Raw genomic sequence first — 24121 nt, forward strand, 5'->3', positions numbered from 1 at the left:
CCCGCCTAGGCACGGCGACGGCGGCGCAGCAGCAGCCAGCCGATCAGGGCCGCGGCGGCGGCGACGGTGGCGCCCGCACCCAGCCAGAGCGTCGCGGCCGGTTTGGTCTCCGTGTCGGCCGCCTGATCTGTCGCGGGACTCTCACCCGCCACGGTCACCGGTTCCTCGCCGGCCGGCGCGATGACGGCGACCCCGCTGAGCCGAGCCCAGCGACGGGAGTCGCCGTCCAGCCAACCGAGCAGCGAATCGAGTTCGCCCGCATCGCCGTTCGAGGTGGCCACCAGAACGGTCCGGTTGTCGTCGGACACCGTCTGCAGAGAGCCGAACCGCAGGCCCGGGTCGAGCCGCAGCGTGGTGCGCTCACCGTCGAGCCGGTCGACGTCGAGTTCTCCGTCGGCTGCGCTGCTGACCGGAAGCTCCGGCCGGTCGCCGGGCCAGCCGTCGGCGGCGACGACGAGCGCGGGGCTCTGCGTGGCGAGTGCGTCGTCGACCGACACCACCTCGGTGTCGATCGGCAGCGCGCTGAGCCGCTGCAGGCCCTCGGCGATCGCCACCGCGCGACGGGTGTCGGCGAAGTCCGCGCCCAGGCCGACCAGCATCCGCGGCATCACCGCCTGCGGCAGCGACTGAAAGCCGGCGGGCACCGGCGGATCGGCCTGGGTCGTCTCGACGGTCGTCGCCCCGTCGATCGTCAACGTCACCGGCTGGAACTCCCCGCACCGGCCGGTGTTGCCGCTGAGGTCAACCGCCACACCGAGATTGGTGTAGCGCTGCAGCAGTTCGTCGGGAACGTCCACCCACCGGTCGATCGCTCCGCTGGCGTCGATCGGCCACCGGTCGACCGTCTGCCCGTTGACCGACGCGACCACCTGGCCGCCGAGGCTCGCGGGCAGCGGCGTGTACGAGCCCTTCAGGTGGACCCGCACCCCCTTGACCGGCCTGCCCAGCCGCGTCTGATCCAGTCCGACGGTGACCTGCGGTTTGAGCGCGGTCGCATTGACCCCGGGCTGGCCCAGTTCGCGGATCGTGGTCTCGTTGCCGGGCAGTTGCGGACTCGACTTGATCGGTCCCGCGACGGCTTTCGACGCCAGCGCGAGTTGGGACAGGTCGCTGCTCAGCAGCCGTGCTTGGTTGAGCAGGTCGTTGGCCGGTCCGGTGATCAGCAGCGCGGGCACACCGTCGGTGCCCTGCAACGACACCGCCGCGTTCGGGCCTTCGCGGACCACGATGTTGCGCTCGAAGGGACCCGACGGCGTCGGCGGCGCCATCGCGTCACCGCGCAGCGCTTCGACGTCGACGTCGGTGCGCTGCTCGCCGTAGCGCGCGACCACGGCGGTGGTCAGCCGCACCGCGGCGTCCGATTCGGCGCGCGACGGTGACTCCGGCACGTAGATGGTCAATCGCTCCAGCACGGGCGGCAGGAAGTCGGCCACCACCTGCGGCGGCGTCTCCCGGCCCGTGTAGACGACGGCGGCGTTGACCAGCCGCAGCGGAATTGCGGTGTCGTAGAGGCAGTATCCGGCCGGCGGCAGCAGCTGGCTGCGCAGCAGCACGGTTACCGCGTTGTCGACCACCTCGGCGCCCGCCAGCGGGATCGAGATCGGCGCGCGGTCGGGCGGCAGGTCCACCCGGGACACCGTGCGGTTGTCCTGGGTGACGGCGATGCTGCCCGCGGTGACGTTCGGCGGCAGCTCCACGGTCGCGGTCAGCTCGGCCGGTGTCAGACCGGCGGGCACCGGGAAGTTCAGGGTCTGCGTGCCCTGCAGTCCGTAGAGGGCGAGATCGGCGTCGGCGCCCAGCGTCGGCAGCCCGAGAGTCGGCGCATCGGCCACCGCTCCCCCGTCACCCGGTGCAGCGGACGCGGGCGCTACGTCAGCCAACGTCGTTGCGGCCAAAAAGAATCCGAGCACAGCCAGGGCGGCAATGCGTCGTTGCAGGTCCCCCACTCCGCGAGACTAACCCATAGTTTCGGTTAGCAAACAATCTTCGAGGTAAGCCGCGCTGAAGTGGGGACAAAAAGGCCCCCGCAACTGTGCGGGGGCCTGATTGCTCGATCCGGTGCGAAGGCTACTTGGCCTTCTCCAGGATCTCGACGAGCCGCCAGCGCTTGGTGGCCGACAGCGGACGCGTCTCCATCAGCGACACGCGGTCACCGATGCCCGCGGTGTCGTTCTCGTCGTGCGCCTTGACCTTCTTGGTGGTGCGGATGATCTTGCCGTAGAGCGGGTGGCTCTTGCGATCTTCCAGCTCGACCACGATGGTCTTCTGCATCTTGTCGGACACCACGTATCCGATCGCCGTCTTGCGGCGGCCGCGCTGCTCTTCCTGGCGCGGCGTGTGCTTGGGGCCCTTGCCCTGTGCTTCTGCCATTACGATCCCTCACCCACGGGTCCGGAGGCCAGACCCAACTCACGTTCGCGCAGCACGGTGTACACCCGCGCGATTTCCTGACGCACCGTGCGAAGCCGGCGGTTATTGGACAACTGGCCGGTGGCCATCTGGAAGCGCAGGTTGAACAGCTCTTCCTTGGACTCACGCAGCCGATCGGTCAACTCGTCGTCGGTCAGCTCGCGCAGTTCGCCCGGCGTCACTCCCACTGCCATCAGAAGTGCTCCTCTCGGGTAACGATGCGTGCCTTGATCGGCAGCTTGTGGATCGCGCGTGTCAGCGCGGCCCGCGCGGTCGCCTCGTCGGGGTAGCTCAGCTCGAAGAGCACGCGACCGGGCTTGACGTTGGCCACCCACCACTCCGGCGAACCCTTACCCGAACCCATGCGGGTCTCGGCGGGCTTCTTGGTCAGCGGGCGGTCCGGGAAGATGTTGATCCAGACCTTGCCGCCACGCTTGATGTGCCGGTTGATCGCGATACGCGCGGACTCGATCTGCCGGTTGGTGATGTAGGCGTGCTCCAGTGCCTGGATGCCGTAGTCACCGAAGCTCACCGACGTCCCGCCGCTGGCGATGCCGCGCTGCTGGGGGTGGTGTTGCTTGCGGTGCTTGACCTTTCGGGGAATCAGCATGATTCAGCTCTCCGTGTTTTCCGTGGGCGTCTCGGCCGCAGCCGCCGCCTGTGAAGCCGCGGCATTGTCGGCGACGCTGCCTGCAGGCGCCGTGCCGCTCTCCGAGCCACCCGTCGCCGCCCGGCCCGCGTCCGTGCTGGTCGCGGTCGTGCCCGACGCGCCGCTACGACGCGGCCGGGTGCCCGACGGGCGTTCCCGACGCGGCCGGTCGGCCGCGGGCGCGGCGGCGGACAGCTCGCGCTTGCCACCGACGATGTCGCCCTTGTAGATCCACACCTTCACGCCGATCCGGCCGAAGGTGGTCTTGGCCTCGTAGAGGCCGTAGTCGATGTCGGCGCGCAGCGTGTGCAGCGGCACCCGACCTTCGCGGTAGAACTCCGAGCGGCTCATCTCGGCGCCGCCCAGGCGACCCGAGCACTGCACCCGGATGCCCTTGACGTTGGGCTGGCGCATCGCCGACTGGATGGCCTTGCGCATCGCGCGGCGGAACGCCACGCGATTGCTCAGCTGCTCGGCGACACCCTGGGCGACCAACTGCGCCTGCGACTCCGGGTTCTTGACCTCGAGGATGTTGAGCTGCACCTGCTTCTTGGTGAGCTTCTCCAGGTCGGCGCGGATGCGGTCGGCCTCGGTGCCGCGGCGACCGATCACGATGCCCGGGCGCGCGGTGTGGATGTCGACCCGGACCCGGTCACGGGTGCGCTCGATCTCCACGTCGGCGATGCCGGCGCGCTCCAGACCCGTGGCCAGCAGCCGGCGGATCGCCACGTCTTCCTTGACGTAGTCCTTGTACTGCTTGTCGGCGTACCACCGGGACTTCCAGTCGGTGGTGATACCGAGCCGGAAGCCGTGGGGATTGATTTTCTGGCCCACTACTCCGAGCCCTCCTTCGCCTCTTCAGAAGCCTTGGTCTTGGTGGCGGCCTTCGCAGGAGCCTTCTTCGCCGCGGCGGCCTTGCTGCCCTGCGCGCGACGGGCGCGCGCGGTGTCGGCCGAACGACCGGCGCCGCGCTCGTTCTTCGAGGGGCGGCTTTCGACAATCACGGTGATGTGGCTGGTGCGCTTGCGGATCCGGAACGCGCGGCCCTGGGCACGCGGCCGGATGCGCTTGGCCGTCGGGCCCTCGTCGGCGTAGATCGCGGCGACCACCAGGGTCGAGGGATCCAGTCCGTCGTTGTTCTGGGCGTTGGCAGCCGCGCTGGCGATGACCTTGGCAACCGGCTCGCTGGCGGCCTGGGGCGCCCAGCGGAGGACGTCGAGCGCCTCGGCCACCGGCTTACCGCGCACCAGGTCGATGACCCGGCGCGCCTTGGTGGCGGAGACGCGGACGAACCGGGCCTTCGCGGTCGCGGACGGATATTCAGTCGTCGTAGTCATTAGCTATTTCCTTCGCTCTTCGCGCAAGCGCTCATCGCCGCTTCGCCTTCCGGTCATCCTTGATGTGACCCTTGAACGTGCGGGTGGGAGCGAACTCACCCAGCTTGTGGCCGACCATCGACTCCGAGACGAACACCGGCACGTGCTTGCGACCGTCGTGGACGGCGAAGGTGTGACCGATGAAGTCGGGGATGATGGTCGAACGACGCGACCAGGTCTTGATGACCTGCTTGGTGTTCTTCTCGTTCTGCGCGTCGACCTTCTTGAGCAGATGGTCGTCGACGAACGGACCCTTCTTGAGGCTGCGTGGCATATTCGTTACTCCTGCCTAGCGCTTCTTGCCGGTGCGCCGGCGACGGACGATGAGCTTGTCGCTCGCTTTGTTGGGCTTGCGGGTGCGGCCCTCGGGCTTGCCCCACGGGCTGACCGGATGGCGGCCACCGGAGGTCTTACCCTCACCACCGCCGTGCGGGTGGTCGACCGGGTTCATCACGACACCACGGACGGTGGGGCGCTTGCCCTTCCACCGCATACGACCGGCCTTGCCCCAGTTGATGTTGGCCTGCTCGGCGTTGCCGACCTCGCCGACCGTGGCGCGGCAGCGCACGTCGACGCGGCGGATCTCACCAGAGGGCATACGCAGCGAGGCGTAGGTGCCTTCCTTGCCCAGCAGCTGGATGCTGGCACCCGCCGACCGGGCCATCTTCGCGCCACCACCGGGACGCAGTTCCACCGCGTGGATCAGCGTGCCCGCGGGGATGTTGCGCAGCGGCAGGTTGTTGCCGGGCTTGATGTCGGCGTTGGCGCCGGACTCCACGATGTCGCCCTGCTTGAGACCCTGCGGCGCGATGATGTAGCGCTTCTCGCCGTCCAGGTAGTGCAGCAGCGCGATGTTCGCGGTGCGGTTCGGGTCGTACTCGATGTGCGCGACCTTGGCGTTGACGCCGTCCTTGTCGTTGCGACGGAAGTCGATGACGCGGTAGGCGCGCTTGTGCCCGCCACCCTTGTGGCGGGTGGTGATGCGGCCGTGGGCATTTCGCCCACCCTTACCGTGCAGCGGACGAACCAGCGACTTCTCCGGGTGGTCGCGGGTGATCTCAGCGAAATCGGAGACGCTGGCACCGCGACGACCGGGGGTCGTCGGCTTGTACTTGCGAATTGCCATGTTTCTCAGGTTCTCCCTGCCGGCTAGGCCGGCGCTCCGAACAGGTCGATGGGCTTGCTGCCCGCGGCCAGCGTGACGATGGCGCGCTTCGTGCTCTTGCGCTGTCCGTACCCGCTGCGGGTGCGCTTGCGCTTGCCCTGCCGATTCGCGGTGTTCACCGAGTCGACCTTCACGTTGAAGATCTTCTCGATCGCGATCTTGATCTGCGTCTTGTTCGAGTCCGGGTGCACGACGAACGTGTACACGTTGTCCTCGATCAACCCGTACGACTTCTCCGAGATGACCGGAGCCAGGATGATGTCGCGGGGGTCAGTGACGGTTGCCATCAGGCCGACACCTCCTCGTTGGTGTTCGCGGTGTTGGCCGCGATGTAGGCGTTCAAGGCCTCCACGCTGAACACCACGTCGTCGGCGTTGAGCACGTCGTAGGTGTTGAGCTGGTCCGGCGAGATCACGTGCACACCGGGCAGGTTGCGCACGCTCTTCGCGCCGACCTCGTCGGTGCGGCCGATGACGACGAGCACCTTGCGGCGATCGGTCAGCGTCGCCAGGAACGCCTTAGCGCTCTTGGTCGACGGGGTCTGGCCCTCGACTATCTCGGTGATCGCGTGGATGCGGTCGTTGCGCGCCCGGTCCGACAGCGCACCGCGCAGGGCGGCACGGATCATCTTCTTCGGGGTGCGCTCGCTGTAGTCGCGCGGCTTGGGACCGTGCACGGTGCCACCGCCGGTGAACTGCGGCGCCCGGGTCGAACCCTGACGGGCCCGGCCGGTGCCCTTCTGCCGGTACGGCTTCTTGCCGCCGCCGGAGACCTCACCGCGGGTCTTGGTGGAGTGCGTGCCCTGCCGCGCCGCGGCCAGCTGCGCCGTCACCACCTGGTGCATCAGCGCGATGTTCGCCTCGACGTCGAACAGCTCGGCGGGCAGCTGAACGGAGCCGTCCTTCGTTCCCGCCGGGGTGCGGACATCAACTTTGAGAGCCATTACTTTTCGCCTCGCTTGGTTGCGCTGCGGACCATCACGAGCCCGCCGTTGCGGCCGGGGATCGCGCCCTTGATCAAGAGCACGCCGTTCTCGGCATCGACCTTGTGCACCACCAGGTTCTGCGTCGTCACCCGGTCGTTGCCCATGCGGCCCGACATGCGGGTGCCCTTGAACACGCGGCCCGGGGTGGCGCAGCCACCGATGGAGCCGGGGCGACGGTGCACGGCCTGCGCGCCGTGGCTGGCGCCCTGGCCGCGGAACCCGTGGCGCTTCATCGTGCCGGCGAAACCCTTGCCCTTGCTGGTGCCGGTCACGTCGACGAAGGTGCCGTCGGCGAAGATCTCGGCGGTCAGCTCCTGGCCGATCTCGTATTCGGCGGCCGCTGCCTCATCGTCGAGCCGAAGCTCGGCCAGATGCCGGCGCGGGTTGACCCCGGCGGCCGAAAACTGGCCCGTGACAGGCTTGTTGACCTTGCGCGGGCTGATCTCGCCGTAGGCCAGCTGCACAGCGCTGTAGCCGTCGCGCTCCGGCGTACGGATGCGCGTGACGACGTTGGGGCCGGCCTTGACGACCGTCACCGGCACGATGCGGTTGTTCTCGTCGAACACCTGCGTCATGCCCAGCTTGGTGCCCAGAATGCCTTTCCTAGCCATTTTCTGGTCTCTCCTACTGGATGTTGACGTCGACGCTGGCCGGCAGATCGATACGCATGAGCGCGTCAACGGTCTTCGGCGTCGGGTCGAGGATGTCGATCAGCCGCTTGTGAGTACGCATCTCGAAGTGCTCCCTCGAGTCCTTGTACTTGTGCGGGGACCGGATGACGCAGTACACGTTCTTCTCGGTCGGCAGCGGCACAGGGCCGACCACGCTGGCGCCGGTTCTGGTGACCGTTTCCACGATCTTGCGCGCCGAGGCGTCGATCGCCTCGTGGTCGTAGGCCTTGAGCCTGATGCGGATCTTCTGTCCCGCCACGCTTCTCCTACCTCACTCATACTGGGCCCGTTCCCGGGCCGCTCTCACCGGCGCAGCCTTCGCGCTGCTTAGCCGCCGCTGTTCTTCTGTCTGTGGTCCACCGGTCCCCGCGGTCGGGTGTGTCGCCCGCACGCACACTCGTTCGCGACGAAATCGTCACGCTCGAGATTGGCACCGGATGCGCCCGGGTGGGCGCCGGTCGGATGCCCCGGCCACGCGGTCCGAACTGGCACCGGCCCGGCTCAAGGCAACCCGAACAGTATGCCCTAGAAAACGGCACGCTCCAAATCCCTGGCCATGGGAAACCGGCCTGCGCGGGTGCCGCGGCGTCCGCGCAACCTTACCCAGAAGTAAGGTAGCTCGCCATGGTCGCGCCTACCTCTACCTACCGCGCGTGGCAGCGCCTCGCGAGCCTGCCCGGCGGCACCTGGGCTTTTTCGGCCGCGGCGATCGCGCGGGTGCCCTATTTCGCCTCGATCGCCCCGCACGTCGTCCGGATGGAACCCGGATTCGCCGAGGTCACCGTGCCGAAGTGGTTCTTGGTACACAACCACCTGCACACAGTGCATGCGATCGCGTCGTGCAACGCCGCCGAGATGGCGATGGGCATGCTGATGGAGGCGACGGTGCCGGCCAGCCACCGCTGGATCCCCAAGGCCATGAGCGTGGAATACCTCGACAAGGCCACCACGTCGCTGCGCGCGCAGGCCCGCCTGGCGGCGCCGGACTTCGCGGCGATCACCGAGGGCGTCGACGTCACGGTGCCCGTCAGTGTCGTGGACCGGGCCGGCACCGAGGTGGTGCACGCCGACATCACCTGCTGGGTGACACCGCGCTAGGACAGTAGGTGCCATGGCCTTCGCGGACCTGCCCGTCGGCGTCGAAGATCAGCACCTCGTTGACCAGGTCGCCGCGCTGGTTGCGGTAGTGGATCACCAGCGTCGACTCGCCGCGGTAGACGTCGACGACCTCGAAGTGCAGGTCTGGCAGCCCCTGCAGCGCGGTCGTCCAGTAGCGGCGCAGCGCGTCCTTGCCCCGCACCACTCCCCCGGTCTCCGGCAGTACCCGCGCCGCGACCGGTGAGGTGAACAGCACGTCGTCGTGGAAATGCGCGAGCACGGCCTCGACGTCGTGCGCGTTCCAGGCACGCACCCAGTCGTCGGCGAACCGGTGGGCGTCGGGAGTCGGCATCGGGTCAGCGTGACAGACCGGCCCAGAACGCGCATTTGTGTTTCTGCGCGAAGTCGGTGATCACCCGGTTGCCGCCGGGCTGCAGCCACAGCCATTCGCGACGCTCACCGACCTGCGGCCAGCCCGCGCCGGGTGAACCGTCCGAGACGAAGCGCGCCCAGTAGTCGATCATCTCCTCGGCCAGCCGCTGCTGCGCCGGGTCCGGCGGGGGCGCGCCGCCGACGTCGAAGAGGTACCGCAACTCCAGCGAGTGCGCGGCGCCGATCGGAAAAGGGGCCTCGCGCAACGGTTCCGGGGCCGGGGCGGCGCGGTCGCCGAACTCCGACGCGTAGACGGGTCCGTCGGCGAGGGCGTCGGCCATCCGGTCGGCCACGCAGGCGAAGTCGGCCGCGGTGACCGCCGCGGAGTACGCCAGCGCCACGTTGCCGCCGTAGCTCTCCGGCGGATACTGCGCCGCCACCGCGGCGGCAGCGGGCCCGAACGCCTCGGCGAGCAGACCCGGGTACGCCGCCGCGTCCAGCGCCCTCCCGCGCAGGAACTGCAGCGCTGCGAACAGGTTGAACTCGTCGGCGGTGGTGTTGATCATCACCGGCACCCGGGCGGCGCGGCCCTCGCGCATCGCGGTGAGCGGGTCCTGCGGCAGCACCGCGGTGCCGGTCACCGGTCCGCTCAGCCGCTCTGTGCCGAAGCGCCCGTACAGCAACGGCTTTCGCAACCTGTCGGCGGGCAGCGCACGCATGCACTGCAGCAGGGTGCGCGCGTCGCCACAGCCGAGCTCGGCCGCGTACTCCTGACTGGCGCGTTCCGCCGCGGGCAGGTCGTACTGGGCGTGGCACAGCCCGCTCTGGATGATCGCCGCATCGAAGAGGTCCGCCGACCCCGGCGCCACGAGGTGATCACACACCGCCATGCCGCCCGCCGACTCCCCGGCGATGGTGACCCGGTCGGGATCGCCGCCGAATGCGGCGATGTTGTCGCGCACCCAGCGCAGCGCGGCCTGCTGGTCGGCCAGCCCGAAGTTGCCCGATTCCGGCCCGAGTCCGGGGTCGGCGAGGAAGCCGAGCGCGCCGAGGCGGTAGTTGACGGTGACGACGACGATGCCGCGGCTGGTCAGGCGGCGCGAGTCGTAGATGTCGCCGCTGCCGTTGAGGAAGCTGCCGCCGTGGAACCACACCATCACCGGCTTGCGCGCCTCTGACGGCGGCGGCGTCCAGACGTTGAGGGTCAGGCAGTCCTCACTGGTCGGACCGGGATCGACATCGGCACTGGTGTCCTGGGTGCAGCGCGGTCCCGGCCGCGTCGCGTCGCGAAACCCCGTCCAGTCGGCGAGCGGCGCGGGCGGTTGCCAGCGCAGCGGACCCACCGGTGGTCCGGCGTAAGGGATTCCGGCGAAGTAGCGGTTGAAGATCGAGACCGTCCCGCGCACCGCGCCACCGGTGACATGGGCGATGGCGGGGTCGACGGGTACGTCGATGGAGTCCCCGTCGGTGCCGGTCTGCCCGCGGCCACAGCCGCTGAGCAGGACCGCGAGTACCGTGAGCGCCGCGGCCGCCCGCCGGCAGCGCCGGACCGTTCGCCTCAGCACGTCGCGAGCCTACTGACGCCCGCCCGGTGACCCACCACGCGATCGTCACGATGACGTCTTCACGCTGAAACTTGACACCATCAAGAGCGCTGGCCGTGATTCAGGGCAACCTCACAGCGGGACGTGGCGACAGTCACATACACTGTCCTTGACACCCGTCAAGTTCGTTTAACCGGATGTGAAGGAGCCCGTATGAGCACGCCGACGATGGATGACGCCGCCAAGGTCCTCGCCGATCCGGAGGGCTACGCAGACGACGCACGACTGCACGCGGCGCTGACCCATCTTCGCGCGAACAACCCGGTGGCCTACGTCGACAATCCGCCCTACCGGCCGTTCTGGGCGATCACCAAGCACGCCGACATCATGGCCATCGAACGGGACAACAACCTGTGGCTGTCCGAACCGCGGCCGCTGCTCGCCGCCGCCGAGGTCGACGACGTCCTCAAGGCCCAGCTAGTGTCCTGAGTCATTAATTCCGGTCGAGTTGTTAGACTGGGTTATGCCGACTCCCCATGCCGCCGAGATCGTGTTGACCGATGCTGAGCGAGTAGAGTTGGAGGGTTGGGCGCGGCGACGCCGCAGCGCCGGGGACTTGGCGATGCGCTCACGAATTGTGTTGGCCGCAGCTGATGGCGGTTCCAATACCGAGCTATCGCAACGACTCGGACTTGCGATCACCACGGTGCGGCGGTGGCGTAACCGGTTTGCCGTCGATCGTCTCGACGGTCTGCTCGACGAACCGCGCCCGGGACGGCCACGAGTAGTTGGCGACGAGCGGATCAAGGACCTGATCACCACGACGCTGGAGACCACTCCACCTAATGCCACCCACTGGTCGACGCGATCGATGGCCGAGCACCTGGGATTGAGTCAGTCGATGGTGTCGCGAGTGTGGCGGGCGTTCGGATTGACTCCGCACAAACAGGATTCGTGGAAGTTGTCCAAGGATCCTCAGTTCGTGGACAAGGTGCGCGACGTGGTCGGACTCTACCTCGATCCTCCCGAACGAGCCGTCGTGCTGTGCGTCGACGAGAAGACCCAGATCCAGGCCCTGAACCGGACTCAACCCGTGTTTCCCATGCTGCCGGGGACGCCGGCGCGGGCCAGCCACGACTACGTGCGCCACGGCACATCGACCCTGTACGCCGCTCTTGATCTGGCCACCGGCAAGGTCATCGGCTCACTACACGCGCGTCACCGCGCCCGCGAGTTCCTGGCATTCCTGAAGAAAATCGACGCCGAGGTACCTGACGATCTGGACTGCCATGTCGTACTCGACAACGTCTCAACGCACAAGACACCCGCGGTAAAGCGCTGGCTGACAAACCATCCCAGATTCGTCTTGCACTTCACGCCCACCAGTTCATCTTGGCTGAACTTGGTCGAGCGCTGGTTCGCCGAGTTGACCACCAAGAAACTACGTCGCGGCACTCACACATCAGTGCGCCAGCTCAACACCGACATCCGCGCATGGATCGACACCTGGAACGACAACCCACGCCCCTACGTCTGGACCAAAACCGCCGATCAAATCCTCACCAGCATCGGCAACTACTGCACCAGAATTAATGACTCAGGACACTAGAGGCGGGCATCGGGCTGCGCACCCTCATCCACATGGACGACCCGCACCACCGCAAGGTGCGCGCCATCGGCGCCGACTGGTTTCGCCCGAAGGCCATGCGCGACTTGAAGGTTCGCGTCGATGAGCTGGCGAAGCGCTATGTCGACCGGATGCGTGACGTGGGTCCCGAATGCGACTTCGTCACCGAGATCGCGGTGAACTTCCCGCTGTACGTGATCATGTCGCTGCTGGGCTTGCCGGAGGAGGACTTTCCGCGCATGCACATGCTCACCCAGGAGATGTTCGGCGGCAACGACGAGGAGTTCCAGCGCGGGAAGACGCCGGAGGACATGCTCGCGGTGCTGGCGGATTTCTTCAACTACTTCGCGACGCTCACCGCGTCACGGCGCGCGAATCCCACCGATGATCTCGCCTCGGCGATCGCCAACGGCCGCCTCGACGGAGAACCGTTGTCCGACATGGACACCGCCTCGTACTACGTCATCGTCGCCAGCGCCGGCCACGACACCACCAAGGACGCGATCTCCGGCGGGCTGCACGCGCTGATCGAGAATCCCGGCGAACTGGAGCGGTTGCGCACCAACATGGATCTGATGCCGCTGGCCGTCGAGGAGATGATCCGGTGGTCGACGCCGGTCAAGGAGTTCATGCGCACCGCCGCCGAGGACACCTCGGTGCGCGGGGTGCCGATCGCCAAGGGCGAGTCGGTGTACCTGGCTTACGTGTCCGGTAACCGCGACGAAGAGGTGTTCGACGACCCGTTCCGGTTCGACGTCGGCCGCGACCCCAACCGGCATGTGTCGTTCGGATACGGCGTGCACTTCTGCCTCGGCGCGGCGCTGGCGCGCATGGAGATGAACAGCTTCTTCACCGAACTGATCCCGCGGTTGGACTCCATCGAGCTGGCCGGCGCGCCGGAGCTGACCGCCACCACCTTCGTCGGCGGCCTCAAGCACCTGCCGGTTCGGTACTCGCTGAGGTGATTTCGCTCGGCTTGCGCGCGTGCGTGGCCAGGAAGCCGTCGACGGCGGCTTCCGCGCACGCGCGGTAGTCGAAGTCGGCCACGGTCGAGAGCTTGCCGAGGATCAGTGGGCCGATGAGCAACGCGATGGTCTGGATGCGATCGGTCTCGTCGAGCTCCTCGGCCGCCTGCGGGCTGTCGAGGATCGCATCGAACGGCACCGAGTACAGCTGCACGATCCGGGACCGCAGCGTGCCGACGGCATCCGAATCCGCCTCCCGCACATCGGGATAAGGGCCGACATCCGGTCCGGACGCCATCCAGGTCATCGCGGTGAGCATCGCGGGCACCTCGGCGATCGACTCCGCCCAGCCCTCGACCACCGCGATCAGCCGGTCGCGCAGGCTGCCTTCGGCGGGCGGCATCGGCGCGGGGCTGAGCAGCCCCATGAACGCCGCGGCCATCAGGTCGTTGGCACTGGAGAAGTGGCGGTACAGCGTGGCCCGCGCGACGTTCGCGGTGCGGGTGACGGCGTCGATGGTCACCGCGTTCGGCCCGCCGGTCCGCAGCAGCGTCGTGGCCGCTTCGAGCAGGCGCGCCCGGGACCGGGCGGGCCGCGGATCGCTACTCGGGCCGCTCATCGTTTACCCCACCTCCACACCGGGAACAAGACTATCGGTCTCAGTACAAGACTGTTAGTCTCAAAAATCTCATCCGCCCGAAGGAGAACGACGGTTCATGGTCAACACCCTCGAACGGTCTGATCAGGATATCGACGCCAACCTGAGCACCCTGAGCAGATTCGGGCGTTTCTGGCTGCTGACGATCGCCAGCCTCGATGTGCTGCTGGTCATCGCATCGATGGTGGCGCTCAACGCCGCGATGCCCGACCTCGCGATCGAGACCTCGGCCACCCAGACCCAACTGACCTGGATCGTCGACGGCTACACGCTGGTGCTGGCCTGCCTGCTGCTGCCCGCCGGCGCGCTCGGCGACCGGTATGGGCGCCGTGGCGCGCTGCTGCTCGGGCTGGCGATCTTCGGCCTGGCCTCGCTTGCGCCGGTGTTCTTCGACAGCCCGACGCAGATCATCGTCGCGCGGGCGGTCGCCGGACTGGGGGCCGCATTCGTCATGCCCGCGACTCTCTCGCTGTTGACCGCCGCCTTCCCGAAGGACGAGCGCAACAAGGCCGTCGGCATCTGGGCCGGAGTCGCCAGTTCGGGGGCGATCGTCGGTTTCCTGGGTACCGGCGTCCTACTGCACTTCTTCTCGTGGCAGTCGATCTTCTGGGCGTTCGCCGGTTCCAGCCTCGCGTTGCTGTTGTGCACGTTCACGATCCGGTCCTCCCGGGACGAGTCGGCCACCCCGCTGGACTGGGTCGGGGCGGTGACGATCGGCGGCGCGGTCGCCGTCTTCGTCTACGGCGTGATCGAAGCCCCGATCCGCGGGTGGAGCCATCCGATGGTCTGGGGCTGCATGGCCGCCGGCGTGCTGCTCGCCGGCGTGTTCACCGCGGTGGAACTGCGGCACCGCCATCCGATGCTGGACGTGCGATTGTTCGCCAAACCCGACTTCGCCACCGGATCGCTCGGCATCACCTTCCTGTTCTTCGCCAACTTCGGTTTCTTCTTCGTCGAGATGCAGTACCTGCAGCTGCTGCTCGGCTACAGCGCGCTGCAGACCGCGTTCGCCTTGTCCCCGTTGGCACTTCCGATCATGGTGCTCGGCGCGACCATGCACCTGTACCTGCCGAAGGTCGGGCTGCGGGCCGCGGTGACCACCGGGTTGCTGTTTCTGGCCGCCGGGTTGTTCTGGATGAGCAGGCTCGGCGCCGACGCGGCGTACATCGATCTCGTCGGCCCGCTGTTGGCGGCGGCGGTCGGCATCGGGTTGTGCGTCGCGCCGACCACCTCGGCGATCATGAACGCGGTGCCGACGGAGAAGCAGGGCGTGGCCTCTGCGGTCAACGACACGACCCGCGAGGTCGGTGCCGCGGTCGGCATCGCGGTCGCCGGTTCGGTCCTTGCCGCGCAGTACAATTCGTCGCTCGGGCCGGCGCTGTCCACGGTTCCGGAGCAGGTGCGGGGCGCCGCGTCGGACTCCCTTGCCAATGCCCTGGCGGTGGCGCAGCAACTCGGAACCGCGGGCGCCGACCTGGCCGCCGCGGCCACCGCCGCGTTCGTCGACGCCATGAGCCTGTCCCTGACGGTGCTCGCCGTGGTCCTGGTGGTCGCCGCGGCGTTCGTCGCGGTCTGGGCGCCGGGCCGCGACGGCGAGCAGTTCGGCTTTGTGAAGCGGCGACGTGCGTCAGCCGATGAACTCGGCGGCGCGGTGCCCGAGCATGCAGATGCTGGCGTGCGGGCCGCGGCTGGTGATCGCCGGCAGAACTGACCCGTCGACCACCCACAACCGATCCACCCCATACACCCGGCACTGCGGGTCCACCACGGCGCGGTCATCGCCGTCGACACCCATTGGCGCCGTGCCCGCCAAGTGCTGTGAGGTGGACCAGGACACCGGGCCGAATCCGGTTGTCCTGCCGATCAGTTCGCGGACCATACCGACACCCGAGCGCAGCAGCGCCACGTCGCCGGGCGCGCTGTCGTACCGGTGCTCGATGACCGGCGGGGTGTTTGGGTCGGCGGTGCGCACCGTCAGCCGGCCGCGCGACGTCGGTTGCATGACCGCCACCCCGATGTGGGGATGGTCGGCGGGGTCGTCGCGCCGGCCGCTGACCATGGCACCGAACCCGGCGGTGTACGGCCGGATCTCCAGGCCGTCGGCCGTGGTCAGGACGGCTTCCAGCGGCGGCACCCCGTGGGTCTCCGCCCAGTGCACCGGCAGCACCCACTCCGGGTGGTCCGAGGTCGCCGCACCCACCGGAAGGTCGGCCACCACCGGGATACCGGCGGCCTGCAGCGCGTCGGCCGGACCGATGCCGGACAGCATCAGCAGGTGTGCCGACCCGATCGCCCCGGAGCACAGGATGATTCGGTCGCCGCGCAGGTCGGCGGGGCCGTCGGGTCCGACCGCCTGCACGCCGACGGCCCGACCGTCGGCGATCAAGATCCGCAGGACGCGGGTGTCGGCGAGCAGGGTGAGGTTCGGCCGGTTCATCGCCGGTTGCAGGTAGGCCCCGCCCGGGCCGACGCGCGTGCCCTGCTGGATGTTCAGCGGCACCGCCCCGATCCCGGAGCCCAGGGGTTGCTCGAGCGTCGACCCGTTCAGGTCGGGAATCCAGGGATGCCCGGCTGCGGTTGCTGCTTGAACGAAAGACGCTGTGCAGCCGTCGAATTCCGAAACCCTGCGGACTGCGATCGGGCCGTCGTCACCGTGCAGGGGGTTGGTGAAGTCGAGGTCGGTCTCGATCGCGCGGAAGTGGGGCAGCACGTCGCTGAACGACCAGCCCGGCAACCCCCAGCTGTCGAAGTCGGCGGGCAGACCGCGGCAGAAGTAGCCGCCGTTGACCGCCCCCGATCCCCCGACCACCGCGCCGCGCATGATCTGCGCCGCCCGCGGCGGGTCGACGGTGAGCGTGGTCGGGTACCGGTGCACGACCGAGCTGGCGTCGCCGATCGGCAGCCGCAGGCCGTTGCTGATCTGTGCGTGCACGCGCGGGTCGGACGGCGCCGGGCCGGCCTCGATCAAGGTGACTTGGCACGACGCATCGGCGGAGAGGCGTTCGGCGAGAACGGAACCAGCGCTGCCCGCGCCGACGATCAGAACGTCAGGCACGCGATCGGTGCCGCTTCACGTTCGGATCTGGGGCTTGAGCGCGCCGAGGTGGCGCTCGCGGACCACACCGGACCACAGGCCCACGCCGTAGGCCAGGTCGTCGAGCCGCTTGAGCAGCACGTAGGTCAGCAGCCCGACGGGTTTGGTGTCGTCCTCGGCCTTACCGTTGCGGGTCAGCCAGTCGACCACCCCGTCGACCACCGCGGCCACCAGCACCACCTGTCGGCAGCGCCGCGACACCAGCGCCGCGATCAGGGCCACCGGCCAGTAGTGCCGGCAGATCGCCGACGCCAACTGCATCGCCGCCGACCACAGACCGTGGGCGGCGACCACCGCGACGTCCTTGGGTTCGGTCTCCACACTCGACAGTGACTTGGCGATGCGCCGTCCGGTGAGCATGGCGACGACGACGGAGGCCAGGTAGCCGATCGACGATCCCATCGCCAGCAGCATCCACGCCACCAGCGTCCACCCCGAGATGACCAGCGGAGCGGTCTTGCCGGGGTGCCGCGAGGCCAGGGGCGCGGCGGAACTGCCGTAGAATGCCTTGCGCAAGAACCACTCTCGCATCTGGGTGCGGTGATCATGGGCCACCAGAGCGATCGGCTCGTACCGCAGCCGCGCCCCGGACTCGATCAGCCGCCAGCACAGGTCGACATCCTCGCCGGAGCGCAGCGTCTCGTCGAACCCACCGACCTCCTTGAGTACCGACCGGCGACAGATGATCGCCGCACTCGGGACGTAGGAGACCGTGCCGTAGGGCACCACCGGGGCCTCGCGCAGGCCCAGGTCCAGCGAGGAGCGCACGGCCTCGTAGCGGCCGACCAGACTGTCCGGTTCGCGCAGCCCGACGATGCGGGGCGCCACCAGCGCGACGGCCGGGTCACAGAAGTGGCCGAGCAGCGCCTCGAGCCAACCGCGCCGCGGCACCACGTCGCTGTCGAGGAACGCCACGTAGTCGGTGTTGCATGCGGCCATGCCGGTGTTGCGCGCGGCGGCCGGTCCCCTGCTGCGCGCGTGGCGCAGCACCTGCACGTCGCTGTGGACATCGGCCAGGTCGACCTGCTCGAGCGGTGTCTGCGAACCGTCGTCGACCACGACGACCCGCAGCCCACGGACCGCGGTGAGCAGGCGGCGAACTCCAGAAGCATTGTCCCGCACCGGGATCACGAGCGTGACATCGCGATGCGACGGGCCGCTGGCCGGCCGCGGGTGCGCGACGGTGGCGTCGAGCAGCGTGCGCGCCAGCTGAGCGCTGACCGCGTCGTGGACTTCGAGCCTGCCGCCGTTGAGCATGGTCTGCGCAGCGGGCGCGAGGCGCAGCAGCCGCGTCGGGGATCCGCCGAGCAGCGCTGACCCCTCCCCGAGCACCTTCACCCGGCGATCAACCTGAACGGCGAACCCGTCGGGGAGCCGTGGACCCGTCATGTCAACATCCCGTCGCGATCGGGTACCCAACGCTCGATTCGCTGCAAACATGATTCGACCATGGCGTCGAAAATGCGGGCGCCCTCGTCGGCGGTGGCCGTCGTCGGATCGCCGAGCACGCCGACGTCGCTCACGGCCGCGATGCCGCCACGACGCAATTCGGGCATCAGCTCGCGCAGCGGCGCGCAGTTTCCCGGCACGCGTTCGTCGACCGCGACGTCCCGCGGCGAAAGATGTAGCAATACAGACGTTTCGGTATGGCCGGCGTGCGCGTCGGCCCCGGCGACCGTGCACGGACACCACGCCACATCGCGCTCCTCGTACCGAAGCAAAGCCGTTGCGGCGGCCAAAGCCTCCACGTTCCCCCCGTGCCCGTTGACGAAGACCAGCCGCGACGCCCACCGCGACGCCGAGCGGCCAAACTCCACCAGCAACAACCGCAGCGCCGAGGTCCCCACCGAAACCGTGCCGTCGAAGGCCTCGTGCTCACCGCTGGCGCCGTAGCCGATCGACGGCGCGATCCGCCAGATCGATCCATCTCCGCGGGCCAACCGGTCAGCAACCGCGCGCGCCACCGCGTCGGCGATCCTGGTGTCGGTGTCCAGCGGCAGATGCGGGCCGTGCTGTTCGGTGGATCCGACGGGCACCAGCAGTGCCGACGGTGTGCCTTTCAGCTGCTTCGACGTCGCATTCGCGAGCTCGCTGACGAAAGGCACCCGCCGATGGTAAGCCGAATTCACCTGGTATGCGCCAATTGTTCGTGCATGCGCAGCAATTGATTCGCCGGAATTTTCACGGGCGACATCGACACTGTCCCGTCAGTCCCCTGCGCCACGTCTGTACCAGGAGCTTTGCAAATTCGACGCGCGCGACGGCGCACCGGACTGCGGTCAGGTGTCCGTTCCGCCGGGCACCCCGAGCGCCCGCTCGAAGCCGGGCGGCACCAGGATGTCGTCGGCGCCGAGGTCGTGCACCGACGCGCGGCCCAGACCCATCAATGCAGAATCGATGCCCCCGCGGAGCACGTCGAGCACGTTCTCGACACCGGCCTGCCCGTTGGCGGCCAGGCCCCACAGGTACGCCCGGCCGATCATCACGGCGCGTGCCCCCAGCGCGACGGCCTTGACGACGTCGCTGCCGCGCCGGATGCCGCCGTCGAGCAGCACCTCGATCTCGTCGCCGACGGCCTCGGCGATCGCGGGCAACGCGCGGATCGCCGCCGGCGTCCCGTCCAGGTTGTTGCCGCCGTGATTCGACACCGAGATCGCCGAAACACCGGCGTCCACAGCGCGTTTCGCGTCGTCGACCCGCATCACGCCCTTGAGCATGAACGGGCCGCCCCACAGCTCACGCAGCCACGCGATGTCTTCCCAGGTCGGCGGCGGGGTGCCCATCCATTCCCCGTAGGCGTGGAAGAACGGCGGGCCCGCCTCGCCGCGCGCGGCCTGGTTCGGCACCCGCAAGTTCGGCGGCCGCATCGTCTTGCCCCACTGCCACATCCAGCTCGGCCGGGTCAGCCCGGTCGGCAGCATCCGCACGGTGGTGCGCAGGTCCATCTGCTCGGGGATCTTCGGGCTGCCCCAGTCGCGGCCGTGCGAGAAGCTCCAGTCGGTGGTCACGATCAGCCCGACAGCGCCGGCCGCGCGGGCCCGCTCGACCCGCGCCGCGATCGCGTCCCGGCCGCCGAGCCAGTAGACCTGGAAGAACAGCTTGGGGTTGGCGGCGATGACCTCTTCGATCGGCTTGCTCGCGAACGACGACAAACCCATCGCGGTGCCGCGCGCGGCGGCGGCGCGGGCGACGGCGACCTCCCCGTCGGGGTGCACGGCCTGCACGCCGGTCGGCGAGATCAGCACGGGCAGCGAAATCTCCTGGCCCATCACGGTGGTCGCCAGATCGCGCTTCTCGGTCGCGCCGATGACGTGGGGCGCGAAGCCCAACTCCGCGAACGCCTCGACGTTGTCGGCGACCGTCACGCCCTTCTCGCTGGCCGCCAGCAGCGCGGAGTACACCGGCTTGGGCAGACGCCGCCTCGCCCGCTCCTGGGCGGCGGCGACGGTTTCGAACCAGGTGTCGGCCATGACTTACACCGGACTTTCGTTGCAGAGGCGTTTCGGAGGCGCGCCGGCGCCGACATCCGACCTTGGGGGTTTGGTCAGCAGCTTCAGTGCGACGGGCCCGCTGCGGGAGTGATCGACGCTGGACTTGGGCTTGACCCGCTCGCGGGCCAGCGCGGGAGCGCCGTAGCCCTCCACACATTCGGGGTCCGGGCCGTCCATCGGCAGCCCGGTGAAGAACTTCGCGGCCATGCAGCCGCCGCGGCAGCTGTCGTAGTGGTCGCAGCTGCTGCAGGCACCCGCCGACTGCGGCTCGCGCAGCTGGCGGAACAGCGGAGCGTTCTTCCACACGCTGTCAAAACCGCCGTCCGACAGGATGTTTCCGGCCAGGAAGCGGTCGTGGATGGCGAACGGGCACGCGTAGACGTCGCCGACCGGGTCGATCAGGCAGACCACGCGGCCGGCGCCGCACAGGTTCAGGCCCGCCAGCGCGCCGGGCGCACCGAGGCCGGACAGGTGGAAGAACGAGTCGCCGGTGAGCACCCGCTCACCCTTGGCCACCAGCCAGTTGTACAGCTGCACCTGCTGTTCTGAGGTGGGGTGCAGATCGTCCCAGACGTCGGCGCCGCGGCCCGACGGCCGCAGCCGGGTGATCCGCAGTGTGGCGCCGAACTTGTCTGCCAGGGCGACGAATTCGTCGAGCTGGTCGACGTTGTGGCGGGTCACCACCACCGAGATCTTGGCGTCCTTGAAACCGGCATCGGCCAGGTTCTGCAACGCCCTGGTGGCCATCTCGAACGAGCCGGCGCCGCGCACGGCGTCGTTGACCTCGGCGGTCGCGCCGTCCAGCGAGATCTGCACGTCGACGTAGTCGCTGGCCGCCAGCCGGGCCGCCACCTGCGGGGTGATGCGCACCCCGTTCGTCGAGAACTTCACCCCGACGTGGTGCGCGGTGGCGTAGTCGACGAGCTCCCAGAAGTCCGACCGCACCGTCGGCTCACCGCCGCCGATGTTGACGTAGAACACCTGCATGCGCTCGAGTTCGTCGATGATGTCCTTGCACTGCTGGGTGGTCAGCTCGCGCGGGTCGCGCTTACCCGACGACGACAGGCAGTGCACGCACGCCAGGTTGCACGCGTAGGTCAGCTCCCAGGTCAGGCAGATCGGGGCGTCCAGTCCGTGCTCGAACTGCTCGACGAGCCGAGGCACCGGGGCGATTGAAGTCATTGGGGCACCAGCATTTTCGATTGAGCAAGCACACCGAGTGCATGCAGATACGGCGCCTGCTGCGCGTCGTCGACACCGGCGGCCCGGCAGGCGGATCGGACGTCGGGATGCTCGGAGAGCACGTTGACGACGTCGACGATGGTGCGGTTCTTCAGGAACGACAGCTTGCGTGTGCCGAAGTGGTAGAGCAGCGCACCGAACGGCTCGGGCCGCACCGCCACCTGGTGGTGCAGCCGCCAGCCGCGCTCGGGGTCGAAGACCGCGTCCTCGGCCCCCGTCGACGTCGAGGTCACGGTCAGTAGACCCCGCACATCCCGTCGATCGACACCTCTTCGACGAGGGTCTCGGTCACGAGCTCGTCGTTGTTGACCTGCTGATTCGGTTCCATCGGGCTCCGCCTTTCACTTCACCGGTTCTCGACAATGTGATCGAGGTCGCAATAATATGGCATCGAGTGCCTAAATGGAAAGGGGGCCCCTGACGGACGAGCACCGGGTGGGCCGACGGCGCTCCACGACGTGGGACCACATCAGCAACGTCGCGATCGACCTCTTCGCGACCCGCGGCTTCGACGAGGTCAGCGTCGACGACGTCGCGGAGGCCGCCGGCATCGCGCGCCGCACCCTGTTCCGCTACTACCCGTCGAAAAACGCTTTGCCCTGGGGCGATTTCGACGCTCACCTGGCGCACATGCGCGACCTGCTGGCCGATTCCGATCCCGACGTGCCGATCCGTCATGCGTTACGCACGGCACTGCTGGCGTTCAACACGTTCGACGAAACCGAGACCGCACGACACCGCAGGCGGATGCGGGTCATCCTCGAGACGGCCGCGCTCCAGGCGTACTCGATGACGATGTACGCCGGCTGGCGCGGGGTGGTCGCCGACTTCGTCGCCAAGCGGCTGGCCACCACGCCCGGGGACCTGGTGCCCCAGACCGTGGCGTGGACGATGCTCGGGGTGGCGCTGTCGGCATACGAGTACTGGCTCGCCGACGAGGCGGTGCCACTGGCCGACGCGCTGGGCGCCGCGTTCGACACCGTCGCCGACGGACTGCGCGCGCTGGATCCCTGATTCACCCGGCTCCGGTCGCGGGCCCGCGCTAGTTTTGGGCGATGCCGGAGAAGAAGACGGGACAGACGCTTCTGTTCGACGGGCTGTGGACCAAGGGCACCGCGTTCACCGAGCAGGAGCGTCACGAATTCCGTTTGCTCGGTTTGCTTCCCACGGCGGTCAAGTCACTCGAACAGCAGACCGAGCACTCCTGGCTGGAGTTCTGCCGCCGGCGCGAACCGCTGGACAAACACATCTATCTGCGCAACCTGCAGGACCGCAACGAGACGTTGTTCTACCGGGTGCTGCGCGACCACATCGCCGAGACCATGCCGATCGTCTACACCCCCACCGTCGGCGAGGCGTGCCAGCGGTTCAGCGAGATCTACCAGCGGCCCCGCGGGCTGTTCGTGTCCTACCCGGACCGCGAATTCCTGCGCGAGGTGCTGCGCAACCGTCCGCGGCGCGAGGTCGACGTGATCGTCGTGACCGACGGGCAGCGCATCCTCGGCCTCGGCGATCAGGGCATCGGAGGCATGGGCATCCCGATCGGCAAGCTCTCGCTCTACACGCTCATCGGCGGCATCGACCCGGCGCGCACGTTGCCGATCGTGCTCGACGTGGGCACCGACAACGTCGAACTGCTCGAGGATCCGCAATATCTGGGTTGGCGGCACCGCCGCATCGGCGACGACGAGTACTACGCATTCATCGACGATTTCGTCACCGTCGTGCACGAGGAACTGCCCGACGTGCTGCTGCAGTGGGAGGATTTCGCGACCGCGCACGCGCTGCCGATCCTCGAGCGTTACCGCGACAAACTGCTCACCTTCAACGACGACATCCAGGGCACCGCCGCGGTGACGCTCGGCGCGCTGCACGGAGCGGCCCGGGTGGCCGCTCGGCCGCTGTCCCACCAGCAGGTGGTGATGCTCGGCGCCGGTTCGGCGGGCATCGGCGTGCTCGACATGGTGCACCGCCAGATGGTCACCGAGGGCCTGAGCGAGCAGCAGGCCGCGGCGCAGATCTGGGTCGTCGACATCAACGGACTGCTCACCGACGACCGCACCGACCTGTCCCCCGGCCAGCGCCGGTTCGCCCAGCCCGCCGACCGGGTCGCCGGCTGGGGACTGTCCGGCCCCGCGCAGCTGGCCGACGTCGTGCACCACGTCGAGGTCGGCGTGCTGCTCGGATTGTCCACCGCCGCAGGCGCATTCACCGAAGAGATCGTCCGGGAGATGGCGGGCAAGGTGGACCGGCCGATCATCTTCCCGCTGTCGAACCCGACCAGCCGCGCCGAGGCGCACCCGGCCGAGCTCGACGAGTGGACCGACGGCCGCGCGCTGATCGCGACGGGTTCGCCGTTCGCGCCGCTGCAGCGCAACGGCCGCGAGCATCCGATCGCGCAGTGCAACAACGTCTACATCTTCCCGGCGATGGGCCTGGCCGTCACCGCCGCGCAGGCCACCCGCGTGACCGACGAGATGATGCGCGCCGCGGCCGCCGCGCTCGGCGACGCCTCCCCCGCACTCGCCGACCCGGACGCGCCGCTGCTGCCCGCCTGGTCCGATGTGCCCGACGTCGCGCTGAGCATCGCCCACGCCGTCGCGGTGCAGGCCGTCGCCGACGGCGTCGCGCCCGAGCGCAGTCCCGAACAGCTGACCCAGCGGATCACCGAGGTGCGCTGGACGCCCGAGTACCGCAGCTGACGCTCGCCGAAAAATTTTCCGCCAGGACCCGTCGGAGTTCGGTGCCCGGCGGCGACGATAAGGGTGTGAGCGC

General features: G+C 68.7%; 27 protein-coding genes and 2 pseudogenes. 7 read left to right on the plus strand and 22 right to left on the minus strand.

Annotated elements, in window-relative coordinates:
* Positions 1–5: 5 nt before the first annotated feature.
* The 12 genes from BLW81_RS29005 to rpsJ all read right to left on the minus strand — a co-directional run bounded on the left by BLW81_RS29005 (position 6) and on the right by rpsJ (position 7514).
* Entirely contained in the window at positions 6–1946 is a 1941-nt protein-coding gene (locus tag BLW81_RS29005; RefSeq protein WP_235632126.1) for a cellulose biosynthesis cyclic di-GMP-binding regulatory protein BcsB, read from the minus strand.
* Positions 1947–2067: 121 nt separating this feature from the next.
* The gene (gene rpsQ, locus BLW81_RS29010; RefSeq protein WP_083410209.1) at positions 2068–2370 is read right to left on the minus strand and encodes a 30S ribosomal protein S17; all 303 of its coding nucleotides are present in this window, start codon (positions 2368–2370) and stop codon (positions 2068–2070) included.
* Positions 2370–2603 carry a 50S ribosomal protein L29 gene (rpmC, locus tag BLW81_RS29015; protein WP_069413119.1) on the minus strand — a complete coding sequence of 78 codons (234 nt, stop codon included), beginning with the start codon at positions 2601–2603 and terminating at the stop codon, positions 2370–2372. Before rpmC ends, rpsQ begins: the two co-directional genes overlap by 1 nt.
* Complete coding sequence (rplP, locus tag BLW81_RS29020) at positions 2603–3019, minus strand: 50S ribosomal protein L16 (protein ID WP_069413120.1); 417 nt, start codon at positions 3017–3019, stop codon at positions 2603–2605. Before rplP ends, rpmC begins: the two co-directional genes overlap by 1 nt.
* Before the next feature lie 3 nt (positions 3020–3022).
* Positions 3023–3892 (minus strand): 30S ribosomal protein S3, encoded by an 870-nt coding sequence (rpsC, locus tag BLW81_RS29025; protein ID WP_083410210.1) that lies wholly within the window; start codon positions 3890–3892, stop codon positions 3023–3025.
* Positions 3892–4395 (minus strand): 50S ribosomal protein L22, encoded by a 504-nt coding sequence (gene rplV / locus BLW81_RS29030; RefSeq protein ID WP_083410211.1) that lies wholly within the window; start codon positions 4393–4395, stop codon positions 3892–3894. The genes rpsC and rplV overlap by 1 nt, the downstream gene beginning before the upstream one ends.
* 31 nt (positions 4396–4426) lie before the next feature.
* Entirely contained in the window at positions 4427–4708 is a 282-nt protein-coding gene (rpsS, locus tag BLW81_RS29035; protein ID WP_083410212.1) for a 30S ribosomal protein S19, read from the minus strand.
* Positions 4709–4723: 15 nt separating this feature from the next.
* On the minus strand, positions 4724–5560 hold the full coding sequence (rplB, locus tag BLW81_RS29040) for a 50S ribosomal protein L2 (protein WP_083410213.1): 837 nt from the start codon (positions 5558–5560) through the stop codon (positions 4724–4726).
* Positions 5561–5583: 23 nt separating this feature from the next.
* Entirely contained in the window at positions 5584–5886 is a 303-nt protein-coding gene (rplW, locus tag BLW81_RS29045) for a 50S ribosomal protein L23 (protein ID WP_083410214.1), read from the minus strand.
* Positions 5886–6542 carry a 50S ribosomal protein L4 gene (rplD, locus tag BLW81_RS29050; RefSeq protein WP_083410215.1) on the minus strand — a complete coding sequence of 219 codons (657 nt, stop codon included), beginning with the start codon at positions 6540–6542 and terminating at the stop codon, positions 5886–5888. The genes rplW and rplD overlap by 1 nt, the downstream gene beginning before the upstream one ends.
* Entirely contained in the window at positions 6542–7195 is a 654-nt protein-coding gene (gene rplC, locus BLW81_RS29055) for a 50S ribosomal protein L3 (RefSeq protein WP_083410216.1), read from the minus strand. The genes rplD and rplC overlap by 1 nt, the downstream gene beginning before the upstream one ends.
* A 13-nt stretch (positions 7196–7208) precedes the next feature.
* Positions 7209–7514: a 30S ribosomal protein S10 gene (gene rpsJ, locus BLW81_RS29060; RefSeq protein ID WP_003883485.1), complete on the minus strand. Its 306-nt coding sequence runs from the start codon at positions 7512–7514 to the stop codon at positions 7209–7211.
* A gap of 365 nt (positions 7515–7879) precedes the next feature.
* On the opposite strand from rpsJ, the gene BLW81_RS29065 reads away from it, so the two are divergent.
* Complete coding sequence (locus tag BLW81_RS29065; protein WP_083410217.1) at positions 7880–8353, plus strand: hotdog fold domain-containing protein; 474 nt, start codon at positions 7880–7882, stop codon at positions 8351–8353.
* On the opposite strand, the gene BLW81_RS29070 is transcribed toward BLW81_RS29065, so the two are convergent.
* Together BLW81_RS29070 and BLW81_RS29075 are read right to left on the minus strand one after the other, a co-directional pair.
* A complete protein-coding gene (locus BLW81_RS29070) occupies positions 8328–8705 on the minus strand; it encodes a nuclear transport factor 2 family protein (protein ID WP_083410218.1) in 378 nt (125 codons plus the stop codon). The genes BLW81_RS29065 and BLW81_RS29070 overlap by 26 nt on opposite strands.
* A 4-nt stretch (positions 8706–8709) precedes the next feature.
* A complete protein-coding gene (locus BLW81_RS29075; protein ID WP_407662295.1) occupies positions 8710–10290 on the minus strand; it encodes a carboxylesterase/lipase family protein in 1581 nt (526 codons plus the stop codon).
* 192 nt (positions 10291–10482) lie between these two features.
* Between BLW81_RS29075 and BLW81_RS29080 the strand changes: the two are divergent.
* From BLW81_RS29080 to BLW81_RS29090, 3 genes and pseudogenes are all read left to right on the plus strand, one after another.
* Positions 10483–10749, plus strand: a pseudogene (locus BLW81_RS29080) (cytochrome P450); the annotation flags it as partial.
* Positions 10750–10792: 43 nt separating this feature from the next.
* On the plus strand, positions 10793–11878 hold the full coding sequence (locus BLW81_RS29085; RefSeq protein ID WP_059167163.1) for an IS630 family transposase: 1086 nt from the start codon (positions 10793–10795) through the stop codon (positions 11876–11878).
* Positions 11875–12861, plus strand: a pseudogene (locus BLW81_RS29090) (cytochrome P450); the annotation flags it as partial. The gene BLW81_RS29085 and the pseudogene BLW81_RS29090, both read left to right, overlap by 4 nt.
* On the opposite strand, the gene BLW81_RS29095 reads toward BLW81_RS29090, so the two are convergent.
* Positions 12827–13480 carry a TetR/AcrR family transcriptional regulator gene (locus tag BLW81_RS29095; protein ID WP_083410219.1) on the minus strand — a complete coding sequence of 218 codons (654 nt, stop codon included), beginning with the start codon at positions 13478–13480 and terminating at the stop codon, positions 12827–12829. The pseudogene BLW81_RS29090 and the gene BLW81_RS29095 overlap by 35 nt on opposite strands.
* Before the next feature lie 97 nt (positions 13481–13577).
* Here BLW81_RS29095 and BLW81_RS29100 point away from each other — a divergent pair, with 97 nt between their 5' ends.
* Positions 13578–15230 carry an MFS transporter gene (locus BLW81_RS29100; protein ID WP_083410220.1) on the plus strand — a complete coding sequence of 551 codons (1653 nt, stop codon included), beginning with the start codon at positions 13578–13580 and terminating at the stop codon, positions 15228–15230.
* On the opposite strand, the gene mftG is transcribed toward BLW81_RS29100, so the two are convergent.
* The 7 genes from mftG to mftA form a co-directional block, all read right to left on the minus strand.
* Complete coding sequence (gene mftG / locus BLW81_RS29105; protein WP_083405410.1) at positions 15147–16574, minus strand: mycofactocin dehydrogenase MftG; 1428 nt, start codon at positions 16572–16574, stop codon at positions 15147–15149. The two genes, BLW81_RS29100 and mftG, sit on opposite strands and share 84 nt — an antisense overlap.
* A 15-nt stretch (positions 16575–16589) precedes the next feature.
* Positions 16590–18002, minus strand: a complete 1413-nt coding sequence (mftF, locus tag BLW81_RS29110) for a mycofactocin biosynthesis glycosyltransferase MftF (protein ID WP_083405411.1) — start codon at positions 18000–18002, stop codon at positions 16590–16592.
* On the minus strand, positions 17999–18742 hold the full coding sequence (gene mftE / locus BLW81_RS29115; RefSeq protein WP_083405412.1) for a mycofactocin biosynthesis peptidyl-dipeptidase MftE: 744 nt from the start codon (positions 18740–18742) through the stop codon (positions 17999–18001). Before mftE ends, mftF begins: the two co-directional genes overlap by 4 nt.
* A 150-nt stretch (positions 18743–18892) precedes the next feature.
* The gene (gene mftD / locus BLW81_RS29120; protein ID WP_083405413.1) at positions 18893–20083 is read right to left on the minus strand and encodes a pre-mycofactocin synthase MftD; all 1191 of its coding nucleotides are present in this window, start codon (positions 20081–20083) and stop codon (positions 18893–18895) included.
* A gap of 3 nt (positions 20084–20086) precedes the next feature.
* Positions 20087–21286 (minus strand): mycofactocin radical SAM maturase, encoded by a 1200-nt coding sequence (mftC, locus tag BLW81_RS29125; RefSeq protein ID WP_083405414.1) that lies wholly within the window; start codon positions 21284–21286, stop codon positions 20087–20089.
* Positions 21283–21579: a mycofactocin biosynthesis chaperone MftB gene (mftB, locus tag BLW81_RS29130; protein WP_083405415.1), complete on the minus strand. Its 297-nt coding sequence runs from the start codon at positions 21577–21579 to the stop codon at positions 21283–21285. The genes mftC and mftB overlap by 4 nt, the downstream gene beginning before the upstream one ends.
* 2 nt (positions 21580–21581) lie before the next feature.
* Entirely contained in the window at positions 21582–21674 is a 93-nt protein-coding gene (gene mftA, locus BLW81_RS29135; RefSeq protein ID WP_083405416.1) for a mycofactocin precursor MftA, read from the minus strand.
* A 74-nt stretch (positions 21675–21748) separates the two neighbouring features.
* On the opposite strand from mftA, the gene mftR reads away from it, so the two are divergent.
* Together mftR and BLW81_RS29145 are read left to right on the plus strand one after the other, a co-directional pair.
* A complete protein-coding gene (gene mftR, locus BLW81_RS29140) occupies positions 21749–22360 on the plus strand; it encodes a mycofactocin system transcriptional regulator MftR (protein WP_083405417.1) in 612 nt (203 codons plus the stop codon).
* Positions 22361–22401: 41 nt separating this feature from the next.
* Complete coding sequence (locus tag BLW81_RS29145; RefSeq protein WP_083405418.1) at positions 22402–24048, plus strand: NAD-dependent malic enzyme; 1647 nt, start codon at positions 22402–22404, stop codon at positions 24046–24048.
* The last annotated feature ends 73 nt before the right edge of the window (positions 24049–24121 follow it).

It is taken from the genome of Mycolicibacterium rutilum, from assembly GCF_900108565.1.
Classification (GTDB): domain Bacteria; phylum Actinomycetota; class Actinomycetes; order Mycobacteriales; family Mycobacteriaceae; genus Mycobacterium; species Mycobacterium rutilum.

Excerpts from the sequence above, each read along its gene's own strand:
- rpsQ (WP_083410209.1), bottom strand. The coding sequence starts at position 2,370 with ATGGCAGAAGCACAGGGCAAGGGCCCCAAGCACACGCCGCGCCAGGAA.
- rpmC (WP_069413119.1), bottom strand. The coding sequence starts at position 2,603 with ATGGCAGTGGGAGTGACGCCGGGCGAACTGCGCGAGCTGACCGACGAC.
- rplP (WP_069413120.1), bottom strand. The coding sequence starts at position 3,019 with ATGCTGATTCCCCGAAAGGTCAAGCACCGCAAGCAACACCACCCCCAG.
- rplV (WP_083410211.1), bottom strand. The coding sequence starts at position 4,395 with ATGACTACGACGACTGAATATCCGTCCGCGACCGCGAAGGCCCGGTTC.
- rpsS (WP_083410212.1), bottom strand. The coding sequence starts at position 4,708 with ATGCCACGCAGCCTCAAGAAGGGTCCGTTCGTCGACGACCATCTGCTC.
- rplB (WP_083410213.1), bottom strand. The coding sequence starts at position 5,560 with ATGGCAATTCGCAAGTACAAGCCGACGACCCCCGGTCGTCGCGGTGCC.
- rplW (WP_083410214.1), bottom strand. The coding sequence starts at position 5,886 with ATGGCAACCGTCACTGACCCCCGCGACATCATCCTGGCTCCGGTCATC.
- rplD (WP_083410215.1), bottom strand. The coding sequence starts at position 6,542 with ATGGCTCTCAAAGTTGATGTCCGCACCCCGGCGGGAACGAAGGACGGC.
- rplC (WP_083410216.1), bottom strand. The coding sequence starts at position 7,195 with ATGGCTAGGAAAGGCATTCTGGGCACCAAGCTGGGCATGACGCAGGTG.
- BLW81_RS29065 (WP_083410217.1), top strand. The coding sequence starts at position 7,880 with ATGGTCGCGCCTACCTCTACCTACCGCGCGTGGCAGCGCCTCGCGAGC.
- BLW81_RS29070 (WP_083410218.1), bottom strand. The coding sequence starts at position 8,705 with ATGCCGACTCCCGACGCCCACCGGTTCGCCGACGACTGGGTGCGTGCC.
- BLW81_RS29085 (WP_059167163.1), top strand. The coding sequence starts at position 10,793 with ATGCCGACTCCCCATGCCGCCGAGATCGTGTTGACCGATGCTGAGCGA.
- BLW81_RS29095 (WP_083410219.1), bottom strand. The coding sequence starts at position 13,480 with ATGAGCGGCCCGAGTAGCGATCCGCGGCCCGCCCGGTCCCGGGCGCGC.
- BLW81_RS29100 (WP_083410220.1), top strand. The coding sequence starts at position 13,578 with ATGGTCAACACCCTCGAACGGTCTGATCAGGATATCGACGCCAACCTG.
- mftF (WP_083405411.1), bottom strand. The coding sequence starts at position 18,002 with ATGACGGGTCCACGGCTCCCCGACGGGTTCGCCGTTCAGGTTGATCGC.
- mftD (WP_083405413.1), bottom strand. The coding sequence starts at position 20,083 with ATGGCCGACACCTGGTTCGAAACCGTCGCCGCCGCCCAGGAGCGGGCG.
- mftC (WP_083405414.1), bottom strand. The coding sequence starts at position 21,286 with ATGACTTCAATCGCCCCGGTGCCTCGGCTCGTCGAGCAGTTCGAGCAC.
- mftA (WP_083405416.1), bottom strand. The coding sequence starts at position 21,674 with ATGGAACCGAATCAGCAGGTCAACAACGACGAGCTCGTGACCGAGACC.
- mftR (WP_083405417.1), top strand. The coding sequence starts at position 21,749 with ATGGAAAGGGGGCCCCTGACGGACGAGCACCGGGTGGGCCGACGGCGC.
- BLW81_RS29145 (WP_083405418.1), top strand. The coding sequence starts at position 22,402 with ATGCCGGAGAAGAAGACGGGACAGACGCTTCTGTTCGACGGGCTGTGG.